The sequence below is a fragment of the Methanobrevibacter sp. genome (assembly GCF_045603845.1).
Lineage (GTDB): Archaea > Methanobacteriota > Methanobacteria > Methanobacteriales > Methanobacteriaceae > Methanocatella.
On sequence record NZ_JAZUMY010000064.1, the window covers coordinates 1 to 11249 of the forward strand.

The following is an 11249-nucleotide window of genomic DNA, read 5'->3' on the forward strand; positions in this document are numbered from 1 at the left end:
GTTATGATTACAATCAATGGTGTTATTTATAATAGAACAACAGGTGGTGATGGTGTTGCATCACTTGCAATTAACCTCAATGAAGGAAATTACTCAGCTAGTGTTGAAGTTCCTGATTATGGAATTTCAAAGACTGTTGACATTATAGTAAAATCCACTATATATGCGGAAGATGTTGTTAAGGTATTCAGAAACGGCACTCAATATAATGCATTATTCCTTGATGGAAACGGCAACAATCTGACAAACACTACAGTTAGCTTTAACATTCATGGTGTAATCTATAACCGTACTACCAATGCGTCCGGCTGGGCAAAGCTTAACATAAACCTTGATAAAGGATCATATATTCTAACTGCAACCAATCCGGTTACGGGCGAGATGAAATCAAACAACATTACAGTCATTTCCAAACTTGAAACAAGTGATCTGACAAAATACTTCAGAAACGACACCCAGTTTGTCGTTCGCGCAGTTGCAGATGACGGAAGCTATGCCGGTGCAGGCGAAACAGTCACATTCAACATCAACGGAGTGTTCTACAACAGAACAACCAATGAAACAGGACACGCCAAATTGAACATTAACTTAGCACCTGGCGACTACATCATAACTACTTCATATGATGGTTGTATTGAAGGAAACAATGTTCATGTACTTCCTACACTTACAGGAAATGATTTGAACATGACCTACGGCGACAAGTCCCAGTTCACAGCAAATCTTGTGGACGGCCAGGGCAATCCGTATGCAAACCAAAGCATTGCCTTTAATATCAATGGAGTGTTCTACAACCGTACAACTGACGTGAATGGTGATGCAAAACTCAATATTAACCTGCAGGCAGGGGAGTATATAATCACTTCCGGCTATGGTGACGCTGTTATTGCAAATAAAATTACCATAACTTCATGATGGGGATTCAATCTCCATTTTATTCTTTTTTTTTTTGATATGATGTTAATAGTTATTTTTTTAATTTTTTTTGTCTGTTGAGATTTTGAATTTGATTTTCTTCAAATTGTTTTTTAATTTCATCAAATAGGTAGCTTTATAAATATCAGTTTATTGTCTTTTTTCATGTTAATGATAGTTGGATTTTGTCATGAGGATATTTGAACCAATTTTTGAAATTAGGATGGTGTCGCCTGTTTCCCGCACACGCTGAATCGTATAGATTTTTCTTGTTTTTTAGGTGATTTTTAACTTTATATTATTTTAATTTAACATTTTTGTGCAAGAATCCTCCGGCTTCTGCAAGCCGGAGATGAATTGCACTTTAAAGGTATCGTCCTATTATTAGAGTTACTTATTTTTTTTAGTTCAATGGGGGTGTTAGATTTGTCGTCAAATGCTCTCGGATAAAGTCTTTATATATGGGAGTATTATAAGTATGGTTGTGGAAGAAAAACATAGTATTTGATTGATTTAAATGAGGTTTAAATTGTTAAATGATTTTATCTTTATAACTTTTAGAGTTAAAATAATGGTCATTTTCTTATTTATCCAATATTTTATGTTTTTTTTCTAAAGAAATGGATGGTAATATTTGATATTAATATAATTTAGTTGTGGATTGGTTTTTGGTTTTATGTGTGAAGAATTTTTTATTTTGACGGATAAATGTGAATTTGTTCCTGATGAGGAATTAGAGAAAGTATTAGAGTTTAATATGCGTGCTAGTGCTTATGTTTATAATAAAACATTGGAATTCAGTATCTATCGCAATAATTTAGTTAATGAATTTGGAATAGGCTCTAAATTTAAAGTAAATCGCAGTTATACTCAGGATATAGTTAAAACTCTAAAAAAGCAAAAGCCTTTCCTTGAAAAAGCAGAATCAACATGTATTCAAGCATCAACAGACAGACTAATAAAAGCCTATGAAGGATATTACAACAATAGAACAGGATTTCCCAAGTTCAAATCATCTAAAAGAAATCCAGTAACATCCATCACACTACGAAACAACGACTACAAAACAAAAGACGGCATCAAAGGATCCCTAAGATGGGAAAAAGATAAATTCCGCATAAACAAACTCGGATTAATCGAAGTCAAACATAAAAGAGACATAGATGGAAAAATCAAAGAAGCAACTATTAAAAAAGAAAACGGACGTTGGTACGTTTGCATAGCATACCAACTAGAAAAAATAAATCCCCGAGAGGAATTTCCATACGGATACTACCTAGGAATAGACCTTGGAATAACAGACTTCCTAACATTCTCCACCGGTCGAGTGATAGCCAAACCCGACCTCAAAAGAATCAACGGAAGAATACAATACTACCAACAAAAATTAGCACGACAAAAACCTGGAGGATCCAACTGGAAAAAAACTCTCAAAAAACTCCACAAATGGATAAACAAAAAAAATAATGTAGTAAATGATTACTACCATAAAGTATCCTACAACATAGTCAAACACCATCGATTCATCGCAATGGAAAAGCTAAACATTCGAGGAATGATTAAAAGCAACCTAAGCAGAAGCATACACGAAATCGGATGGGGAAAACTAGTCGAAATGATAAAATACAAAGCAAAATGGTACAACAGACAATTCGTACAAATCGACAGATGGTTCCCATCAAGTAAAAAATGCTGGGCATGCGGCGAAATAAATGATGACTTAGAACGTGGAGAAAGAGAATGGGAATGCCCACATTGTCACACTCATTTATTAAGGGATTTGAATGCAGCATTAAATATTTTAGACGAAGGTCTACGCGCCGTTGGTTCACCGGTGCCAAGCTTAGTAGATTTCGTACATATGTTTCCACAAAAATACTTAGAAATATTTCTAAGTAATTGTGAAGTAAAAACTATATGTACGGCCTAAGAATCTCCGGATTCTACAAAGCCGGAGAGGTTCAAAAACCTCCGTTTTGATAAGCTCTGGCTATCACATAGGAAGGTTCATAGAAAGCACTGCAGTTATAATTATCTATCACATCACATATCTCATCATTATATACTCTTATAATACCGTCAACATAATTTTCTTTGGAGGATAGGGTATTTACAATTAGACGTTGATATACTGCGCCCATATCAAGTGGTGTGGGGATGATTGTGGCAAGTTCTGTATCAACAAGGGTAATATCATAATCTCCATTTTCAAGTCCATAGTCATTAATCCAATCTGCTTCTACTTTCAATGGATTTTCACAATGTAGGGCTTCTGCACAGCTAATCAAGTGATATAGTCCATCTTTACCAATTGTATTTACAACATATTTATTTTTTTGTTTTATATGTCTTGCCACTCTTTCTATCATGTAACAAATAAAGTATAAATCATTGATTTTAATATCCTCATCTGGAAAATATTTATTCTTCATAATAGTTCACTTCCTTTAAATGTTAATGTTTTAAGGGCTTTTTCAGTGTTAAAGCAGATTTGATGTGTTGGATAATTAAATTTCACCAGTTCCCAGAATGCTTCTCTTGAAATGTTGCCTTCGATAAATCCTTCAATGTAATTCCAAATTTGATCATCTGCCATAGGCCCTTCCACTATATCATAATTATGTTCTATGCCATTTCGACAACTTACAATGAAATCCAGCCATTCTTCACACATTTCGTTAAACTTCAGAATGTTTAAATCAGCATTTGGCACATATTCATATAAGTTTACAAATGATTCTCCTTTTTTTGTCATGGCCCAACGTTTTGCTTGCTTTTCAAATAGGGTGCAGTAAAAGCCATAACCAAAATCCTTATAAAAACCATTCTGTAGAATACGTGGAAAGGGCACTTCCACATTACTTCCATGATATAATATATTTTTATCCATATGACAACATCTGCTTTTTTAATATTTTAATATTCTCATGAACTCAAAATTTAAACACTGAATTCCTGGTGAAATTAGCTTCCTGTAATTTCATAATTATAATTTTGTTTAATTAATATATACTATTTTTCGCATATAAATTTTCACCAATGTCTGCAGCGGGAAAGTTAAATAATGTGGTTAAGTAAACTTGAAAAGATTAATGTTTATCTGCGTTAATGATAACGTAATCAGATATCACTATATTAAAAAAATTGTTTGAAATATATTTCATCCATTCAATCAAATCGGTAGGTTTATAAATATCAGTTCACAGCAAATCTTGTGGATGGCCAGGGCAATCCGTATGCAAACCAAAGCATTGCCTTCAACATTAACGGAATGTTCTATAACCGTACCACTGATGCGAATGGTGATGCGAAACTTAACATTAACCTGCAGGCAGGAGAGTATATAATCACTTCCGGCTATGGTGATGCCGTAATTTCAAATAAGATTACCATAACTTCATGATGAGGATTTAATCTCCATTTTATTCTTTTTTTCATCAATGTTAATTGTTATTTTCTTGTTAATATTATCTGCTGGGTTTTTGAATCTGATTTTGTTTTCAAATGTTTTATCAGGAAATTTCATTTAACTATTCAGTTATTTTTGGAAAAAACTATTGGTATACTTTTGAACGATCTTCAATACGTCCAATATAAATGCAATTGTTGTCTACTCTAAAACAGATTCTATAATTTCCTTTTCTCGCTCTTTTGTATTTTGGATATTTTTTTACTTTTTTATAATTGCTGTCTTCAGGATTGTTTAATATTTCTTCTAATTTTTCACGAATCAGTTTGTAAGCTATTGGATTTTTCTTTTTATAGTATTTCAATTGTTTTAAAGCAGAACGTTTAAATTCAAGTTCCATATTAATCATCTAGGTATGCGTCAAGTTCATCTAATGAAGAAAAGTGAACTCCTTCACCATTTGCAAATTCTTTATCTGCTTCAATTAAGTCTTTGATTCCTTGATATTCTTCATACTCATCTAATAATTTAGAGATTATATCATTGAAAGAATCATTTTTATGGCCAATGTCTGCTAATCTTTCATGATTAATTAAACTGACTCTGATGGATTTTGTTTCCATTATATCACCTAATAATTTATGTGTAGTTTTAAGTATATATAGTTTACAATGTATACTTAGTATACATAATCAACAATATTGATTTAAGATTATCTATTTTTTTGAATATGTTGAGATAGGGTATCAAACAACATTATGGTCATTTCCAAACTTGAAACTAGTGATCTGACTAAATACTTCAGAAACGATACTCAGTTTGTCGTTCGCGCAGTTGCAGATGACGGAAGCTATGCCGGTGCAGGCGAAACTGTAACATTCAATATCAACGGAGTGTTCTACAACAGAACAACCAATGAAACAGGACACGCCAAATTGAACATTAACTTAGCACCTGGCGACTACATCATAACTACTTCATATGATGGTTGTATTGAAGGAAACAATGTTCATGTATTGCCGACGCTGACCGGAAATGATTTGAACATGACCTACGGCGACAAGTCCCAGTTCACCGCAAATCTTGTGGACGGCCAGGGCAATCCGTATGCAAATCAAAGCGTTACCTTCAACATCAACGGAGTGTTCTATAACCGTACAACTGACGTGAATGGTGATGCAAAACTCAATATTAACCTGCAGGCAGGGGAGTATATAATCACTTCCGGCTATGGTGATGCTGTTATTGCAAATACGATTACCATAACTTTATGATGGGGATTTAATCTCCATTTTATTCTTTTTTTAAAAATCATATATAAAGGATTAATATTTTCACGCAGTCGCACTTCAAATAATTTAAAATACTTTCACGTACAAAGTATAATCCAACCAAAATATAGCTATATTTCTAATTTAAAGGTGATAGAATGTTTGAGAAATATCAAGATAGTGTTTCTCATCATGGTTTCAATCCTTACATAGCTATTAAAAAGCGCATTGGTGCTATGAAGTGTTGGTGTGTAATTAGCTGTCACAGATTTGCCTTTGATGAGAAATCCCACTATGAATTTACAGTAAAGTATCATGATTGTGAGGTGAATTTTCATGGTTGAAAATAAAAATGATTATTTAAATGAAGTTATTTTCCATATAAGGTACTCTCCGATATTGGAATTGTATTGTGATGATAGAAGTGCTGCGGCTGATTTCCAAAATGTTGTTGCCTGTGAATTTGGGGATGATGTTCAGTTTCAAGAATCCCGAAAATTCAGTGTTAAAGTTACGGGCACGGGTAAAACAATTGAAAATAAGACAAATGATGAATTTGTAACCTGGAAATTTATCAGTAATTCCGGTAAATATATTGCATTAAACGGAAAAGAACTTATCTTAAGTTATTCTGCTAATGGTTATTCAAATTTCACGAATTTCATGTCAGATATCAATTTGATTATTATGGCTTTAAAGAAGTATTCTATTAATCAGATTAATTGTCTGGGTTTGAGATATATTAATCAGATTGAAATAAATGATTTGGCTATTGATCAGTATATCAATCCAAATTTGTTGTTTGTTGAAAAATTCCATGATGATAATGTAATTCAGTCTATTACTCGAACTGAATTTGAAATGGAGGACTATATTCTGGCTTTTCAGTTCGGATTATTCAATCCACAATATCCTAATATGCCAACTAATAAAGAGTTTATTTTAGATTATGATTGCATTCTGAATAATGATGAAGATATTGATTTGATTCCATTTTATCTTAAGGATATGCATGATATAATTAGTAATAGGTTTAAAAAAGACATGATTTGAGGTGATTTAATGGTCAAATTCATTGATATGGGCAGATATAATAAATTGTCTAATTCTGATAGGAAATCCATTAAGGATTTCAAAATTGATACTTCACATTATATTTTGAATCGTCCACGTGTAATCAAAACAATCAGAAAAGGTGATGTCTTTGAATTCTAATATTGATTCAATGTATAGAAAGAATAATTCTGGCAGAATTTCTCAAGGGGATATTCTTAAGGATGTTGAGTTATTAATTCGGGAAGAGGATGATTTCAATATTATAAAAACTCCTTATTCTGTTGTATTATCTCAGGATTGTGATTTAAATCAGGATTATGATTCTCACTATAATATCCAATCGATTAATTTTGAAGAATCTCCAAAAAAGATTTCTTCATTTTTCAATAAGATGATTCCATCAATCCTTTTGGCTCCAGCATATCCGGATAACCAATTAAGACAAGGTACTCATTTAGAATATATTGGTTTGGAAATGTCAAAAATTGGAAAACGAAAAGATACTCGATGGAAAGTTCTGACTCAAAATGAAACTCCCCGTTATCATTTTTTGGAGAAATCTGAAGAGTTCAATCTACCAAATTTGGTTCTTGACTTTAAAAGATTCTACTCTTTATCTAGAAATTATATGTATGAAATTTTTCCTGATTGCTATCAAGCTTCATTAAATGAATTATATCGTGAAAATTTGTCCGACAGATTCTTCAATTATCATTCGAGGATAGGATTACCTTAAATTAATTTTCATGTTCTATGGAACAGGTTCAATAACAAAAAACATTGGATTAAAATATCACTTCACGGCAAATCCTATGGACGGCCAGGGCAATCCCTATGCAAACCAAAGCGTTACCTTTAACATCAGTGGAGTGATTTATAACATGGTATATGCTAAACTTAACATTAACCTGCAGGCAGGGGAGTATATAATCACTTCCGGCCATGGTGATGCTGTTATTGCAAATAAAATTACCATAACTTCATAATGGGGTTTTAATCTCCATTTTTTTCTTTTGATATTGTCAATGATGAAGTTTTCAATATTAATGCTAAATATATATAGTAATTCAGCTCATATTATGACTGAAGAATTTTATATTTGCACTAAAGACTATTCTTTTTTAACAAGTGTCCGTGAAGAATGTGTTTTACTTGTCGGGGATTACTGATTCATTGGTATTCGATGGCCTGCCAGGTCATTTCAAAGTTTTTCTCAAAAATGTGGTCAGTATCATCATTTGCATAAATTAACCATAAACCTTGAACTCCCATATACAGATTATGCAATAATTCCACTATGCTTTCAGTTGTGAAGTCCTCTCTGATTTCATTTTGCCGTTTACCCTCTTCGACAAGGTCGGTTAAAAATATCTTAATGTCATTTCCGGTTTTTGAAATTATCTCGTTTATCTCTTCATGGGCATATCCTGTTGCGGTTAAAAGAAGTATCACATCTCCATAATTGATTTTTTCATCGATGCTTTCAATTTCCACACCGTTTATGTAGTGATGTAAAATATAAAGCAATGTATCGTGGATTTTAGCCTTTGATGAACCCTCTAGGATGAGGTTATCAAAATCGATTTTAATGTAATCCACCATATACTTTTGCACAATTGCTTCAAATATGTCTTTTTTATCTGAAAAATGATAATATATGCCGCCGGTTGCAAGTCCGGTAGCATTTCGAATTTCACTGATTGAAATATCGATTGTACCTTTCTCCAATATTAATTTCAGCGTTTTTTCAACAATCAATTCTTTAGTGTTCATTTAACCACATTATGTTTTTAATTAGTCTTTGAATCTTATCTTTTCCCATTCCAATTCGAAACTGTCTTCAAATGAGGAAATCATATCATCAATCAAATATACGTCCCAATTGTACTGAATTCCTGAGTATATGAGAATTAATGACTCTGCAATGTCTTTGCTTGGGATGTCTTGCCGGATTTGTCTGTTTTTTTGACCTTCCTCAATAATTTCTGTGAAAAATTCCCTCAATTCATTCAGAGCAATATGTAAAGACTTAAGGTAATTTTCATAAGCAAAACCTTTCGCAGTCAAAATCAGTAATATGAATCGGTAGTCTATTTCCTCATCAATTGATTCGATTTCGATTCCGATTTCTTTCTGCTTGAAAATTTCGGCCATCACATCATGGATTTTTTCCTTTGCATTTCCATTTATCTGGCGGAGTTTGTCAATATTGAATTTGAAATAATCAATCAAATATCTTTCAATAATCTCATCATATATCTCTTCTTTAGTTGAAAAATAGTAATATATTCCGCCAATAGCAATTCCTGAGGTGGCACTGATTTCTCTAATTGAAATCAGGGAGTTATCCTTTTCAATCATTAATTTTAAAGTTTCTTCTAAAATTAACTTTTTAGTATCCATACATTTAAATTTCTATATTTTATGGTTATTAAATAATGTAGAGAACGAACGTTCTGTTATGTTGGAAATTTATGGGGGGAACAAACGTTCTGTTATATGTGTTTTATGTAACTTTATTCACAGTTTTGGTTTTTTAAACAACGGAAACTTTATTAAACAACAAAAAGGAAAATATATATTAAGAAAAATATTGGCTTACCCGGTAATATTGTTCTTAAAATTTTAATCATGATAATAATGAAATCTAAAAAGATTTGATTATAAAAAAGGAGGAATAATTTTTCAATGTCGTCAAGTTGATTTTTTAATTTAAAACGTTTATTTTTATATTATTAGAATAATATTGCTTTATTGATTTTAATTTGTGTTAATTATTTTTTATTTATCAAAATAATATGTTGTATCTTGTTTTTCTTTGATTAAAATGTATTTTGTCTGTTGTTATATTTAAAGTTATGGTCAAGTTATTAAATTTAACTGGTGCAGTCTTTAATTTCCTTAATTCAGTTTAACTTTTGGTTAATTTTTGTGATAATGATATTTATCAAAACAATTTGGAAGTTAAACGTGTACAATTATTTATTATACGAATAAGTATTTAAAATAAGTTTATATAAAAAGAGGGGTATATTATTATATATATTTACCAAAAAACCCCCAATTATACATTTGTTTTCATGTTTGATTAATTTTTCGGTTTCTGTCTGGGAGTATGATTTTTGCTTAAAATGCTTTGATTTGAAAAATAAGCATTTTTGGCCTGTTAATTTCATAAGTTTATTTAAATGGATGGTGTTTTTTGTATGATTGATTTGGATCATGTTTTGGATGCCATCAATTCTGTAACTCAGAACTTGGAAAAATATGTGATTGGCAATCATTTTACCGAACAAAGTAGTTTAACTTTGGCTGATTGGGCCACATTTTTATCATTTAAAGAAGATAAAACATTACAATCAGATATAGAAAATTATATCACCAAATATAGGCCTGAATTGGACATACCGAGCAAACAGTATGTGAGTTCTCAAAGAACTTACATTAAACCAGTTTTGTTCCAGGACATCAGCAAAAAGTATTTGGAATTAATTGATTATAAAGATGATAATCAGACTTTTAAGACTTTTAAAGGATTTAGATTATGTGCTGGCGACGGATCAGATTTTGAAATACCTGATTTTCCCGAAACACGCGCAGAATTCAATATTAAAGATACTCCAAAATATAGAAAACCTGCAATGTGTAAATTTTCATCCGTACAAGATGTACTTAATGGATTTATTTTAGAGGGGATCGTGGCAGATTATAAAGCTGCAGAATTACCATTAATACACCAACATCTACAAAATGTCAGAAATATGATTAATCCTTTGAGAACGATTTGGATTTTTGACCGAGGATACCCAGCAATGGAATTATACGCAAGAATAATCGAAATGAACTCATATTTCATCGTAAGATTAAAAAAAGACACATATATAGAAGAAAGAAAAAACATGACCCAAGAAGATTCACCCATTAGTTTAAATATCACTAAAGAAAGACTTAAAAAATTTCATGATCCTGAATTAAAAGATATTTACTCTAAAAAAATGGACAATAGACTTGCGAATTGTCACAATAACAAACAATAATGGAGAAAAATACTCACTATTAACAAATATCCCACAAAAAATACTAGGAACAAAAGAAATCGGTGAAATATACAAATTACGCTGGGGAATCGAAACAAATTACAATACAATGAAAAACAGAATATATATTGAAAATTACAGTGGAAAAAGACGAATATGCATCGAACAAGACATCTACAGCAAATTTCTCAAATTTAACATCTTCCAATACCTCAAAATCAAATTCAACAAACTCATAAAAAATAAAAAAGAACAATTAGGAGATTATAGAGAATACCAAGTCGATCAAGCCAACCTAATACGAAATCTAAAGGACAAATTACTTTTAATACTACTTTCAACATCCACAACAATACGGGAAAAACTAATAAAAAATTTCCACAAATCTTGCATGCGATACCCAAACAGAGTCAAGAAAAACAAAACAACACCCAGAAAGAAAAAACCACACAGATGTTTCAACATCCAATACCAACCAACATAAAACATGAGAAAAAACAATAAAATAACGGAGAAAAATCATGAATCAAAATCTACCAACTTGACGACATTGAATAATTT

The 11249-nt window shown here is 31.5% G+C and carries 16 protein-coding genes and 1 pseudogene; 10 read left to right on the forward strand and 7 right to left on the reverse strand.

The window, feature by feature from the left end; translation table 11 throughout:
* Both ACKI2W_RS05685 and ACKI2W_RS05690 read left to right on the forward strand, forming a co-directional pair.
* Positions 1-915: pseudogene (locus tag ACKI2W_RS05685) on the forward strand (adhesin); the annotation flags it as partial.
* A gap of 697 nt (positions 916-1612) precedes the next feature.
* On the forward strand, positions 1613-2845 hold the full coding sequence (locus ACKI2W_RS05690) for an RNA-guided endonuclease InsQ/TnpB family protein (protein ID WP_407380112.1): 1233 nt from the start codon (positions 1613-1615) through the stop codon (positions 2843-2845).
* A 31-nt stretch (positions 2846-2876) separates the two neighbouring features.
* Here the strand turns inward: ACKI2W_RS05690 and ACKI2W_RS05695 are convergent, their stop codons facing one another.
* A complete protein-coding gene (locus ACKI2W_RS05695) occupies positions 2877-3203 on the reverse strand; it encodes a hypothetical protein (protein ID WP_407380114.1) in 327 nt (108 codons plus the stop codon).
* Positions 3204-3343: 140 nt separating this feature from the next.
* Positions 3344-3805, reverse strand: coding sequence for a DUF3990 domain-containing protein (locus ACKI2W_RS05700; protein WP_407380116.1), 462 nt, complete (start codon positions 3803-3805; stop codon positions 3344-3346).
* Positions 3806-4129: 324 nt separating this feature from the next.
* On the opposite strand from ACKI2W_RS05700, the gene ACKI2W_RS05705 reads away from it, so the two are divergent.
* Positions 4130-4318 carry a hypothetical protein gene (locus tag ACKI2W_RS05705; RefSeq protein ID WP_407380118.1) on the forward strand — a complete coding sequence of 63 codons (189 nt, stop codon included), beginning with the start codon at positions 4130-4132 and terminating at the stop codon, positions 4316-4318.
* On the opposite strand, the gene ACKI2W_RS05710 is transcribed toward ACKI2W_RS05705, so the two are convergent.
* Genes ACKI2W_RS05710 through ACKI2W_RS05720 form a run of 3 tightly spaced genes read right to left on the reverse strand, consistent with a single transcriptional unit; the run spans position 4313 to position 4947 of the window.
* Positions 4313-4441: a hypothetical protein gene (locus tag ACKI2W_RS05710; protein WP_407380120.1), complete on the reverse strand. Its 129-nt coding sequence runs from the start codon at positions 4439-4441 to the stop codon at positions 4313-4315. The genes ACKI2W_RS05705 and ACKI2W_RS05710 overlap by 6 nt on opposite strands.
* A 28-nt stretch (positions 4442-4469) precedes the next feature.
* Positions 4470-4724: a type II toxin-antitoxin system RelE family toxin gene (locus tag ACKI2W_RS05715; protein WP_407380122.1), complete on the reverse strand. Its 255-nt coding sequence runs from the start codon at positions 4722-4724 to the stop codon at positions 4470-4472.
* 1 nt (position 4725) lies between these two features.
* Positions 4726-4947 carry a hypothetical protein gene (locus tag ACKI2W_RS05720; protein WP_407380124.1) on the reverse strand — a complete coding sequence of 74 codons (222 nt, stop codon included), beginning with the start codon at positions 4945-4947 and terminating at the stop codon, positions 4726-4728.
* A 135-nt stretch (positions 4948-5082) separates the two neighbouring features.
* Here ACKI2W_RS05720 and ACKI2W_RS05725 point away from each other — a divergent pair, with 135 nt between their 5' ends.
* The 5 genes from ACKI2W_RS05725 (at position 5083) to ACKI2W_RS05745 (ending at position 7637) form a co-directional block, all read left to right on the forward strand.
* A complete protein-coding gene (locus tag ACKI2W_RS05725; RefSeq protein ID WP_407380126.1) occupies positions 5083-5598 on the forward strand; it encodes a hypothetical protein in 516 nt (171 codons plus the stop codon).
* A 333-nt stretch (positions 5599-5931) separates the two neighbouring features.
* The gene (locus ACKI2W_RS05730; protein WP_407380128.1) at positions 5932-6648 is read left to right on the forward strand and encodes a TIGR04255 family protein; all 717 of its coding nucleotides are present in this window, start codon (positions 5932-5934) and stop codon (positions 6646-6648) included.
* Positions 6649-6657: 9 nt separating this feature from the next.
* Positions 6658-6810 carry a hypothetical protein gene (locus ACKI2W_RS05735; protein ID WP_407380130.1) on the forward strand — a complete coding sequence of 51 codons (153 nt, stop codon included), beginning with the start codon at positions 6658-6660 and terminating at the stop codon, positions 6808-6810.
* Entirely contained in the window at positions 6800-7387 is a 588-nt protein-coding gene (locus tag ACKI2W_RS05740; RefSeq protein WP_407380132.1) for a hypothetical protein, read from the forward strand. Before ACKI2W_RS05735 ends, ACKI2W_RS05740 begins: the two co-directional genes overlap by 11 nt.
* Before the next feature lie 10 nt (positions 7388-7397).
* Positions 7398-7637 carry a hypothetical protein gene (locus tag ACKI2W_RS05745; protein ID WP_407380134.1) on the forward strand — a complete coding sequence of 80 codons (240 nt, stop codon included), beginning with the start codon at positions 7398-7400 and terminating at the stop codon, positions 7635-7637.
* Between the two features lie 184 nt (positions 7638-7821).
* On the opposite strand, the gene ACKI2W_RS05750 is transcribed toward ACKI2W_RS05745, so the two are convergent.
* On the reverse strand, positions 7822-8424 hold the full coding sequence (locus ACKI2W_RS05750; protein ID WP_407380136.1) for a TetR/AcrR family transcriptional regulator: 603 nt from the start codon (positions 8422-8424) through the stop codon (positions 7822-7824).
* 21 nt (positions 8425-8445) lie between these two features.
* Complete coding sequence (locus ACKI2W_RS05755; protein ID WP_407380138.1) at positions 8446-9054, reverse strand: TetR/AcrR family transcriptional regulator; 609 nt, start codon at positions 9052-9054, stop codon at positions 8446-8448.
* Between the two features lie 803 nt (positions 9055-9857).
* Here ACKI2W_RS05755 and ACKI2W_RS05760 point away from each other — a divergent pair.
* Both ACKI2W_RS05760 and ACKI2W_RS05765 read left to right on the forward strand, forming a co-directional pair.
* Positions 9858-10688 carry a transposase gene (locus tag ACKI2W_RS05760; RefSeq protein WP_407380141.1) on the forward strand — a complete coding sequence of 277 codons (831 nt, stop codon included), beginning with the start codon at positions 9858-9860 and terminating at the stop codon, positions 10686-10688.
* A complete protein-coding gene (locus ACKI2W_RS05765) occupies positions 10660-11172 on the forward strand; it encodes a hypothetical protein (protein ID WP_407380143.1) in 513 nt (170 codons plus the stop codon). Before ACKI2W_RS05760 ends, ACKI2W_RS05765 begins: the two co-directional genes overlap by 29 nt.
* The last annotated feature ends 77 nt before the right edge of the window (positions 11173-11249 follow it).

Coding starts and splice junctions, on each gene's coding strand:
- ACKI2W_RS05735 (WP_407380130.1), top strand. CDS start 6,658: ATGGTCAAATTCATTGATATGGGCAGATATAATAAATTGTCTAATTCT.
- ACKI2W_RS05710 (WP_407380120.1), bottom strand. CDS start 4,441: ATGAAATTTCCTGATAAAACATTTGAAAACAAAATCAGATTCAAAAAC.
- ACKI2W_RS05760 (WP_407380141.1), top strand. CDS start 9,858: ATGATTGATTTGGATCATGTTTTGGATGCCATCAATTCTGTAACTCAG.
- ACKI2W_RS05750 (WP_407380136.1), bottom strand. CDS start 8,424: ATGAACACTAAAGAATTGATTGTTGAAAAAACGCTGAAATTAATATTG.
- ACKI2W_RS05755 (WP_407380138.1), bottom strand. CDS start 9,054: ATGGATACTAAAAAGTTAATTTTAGAAGAAACTTTAAAATTAATGATT.
- ACKI2W_RS05730 (WP_407380128.1), top strand. CDS start 5,932: ATGGTTGAAAATAAAAATGATTATTTAAATGAAGTTATTTTCCATATA.
- ACKI2W_RS05745 (WP_407380134.1), top strand. CDS start 7,398: ATGTTCTATGGAACAGGTTCAATAACAAAAAACATTGGATTAAAATAT.
- ACKI2W_RS05700 (WP_407380116.1), bottom strand. CDS start 3,805: ATGGATAAAAATATATTATATCATGGAAGTAATGTGGAAGTGCCCTTT.
- ACKI2W_RS05720 (WP_407380124.1), bottom strand. CDS start 4,947: ATGGAAACAAAATCCATCAGAGTCAGTTTAATTAATCATGAAAGATTA.
- ACKI2W_RS05725 (WP_407380126.1), top strand. CDS start 5,083: ATGGTCATTTCCAAACTTGAAACTAGTGATCTGACTAAATACTTCAGA.
- ACKI2W_RS05715 (WP_407380122.1), bottom strand. CDS start 4,724: ATGGAACTTGAATTTAAACGTTCTGCTTTAAAACAATTGAAATACTAT.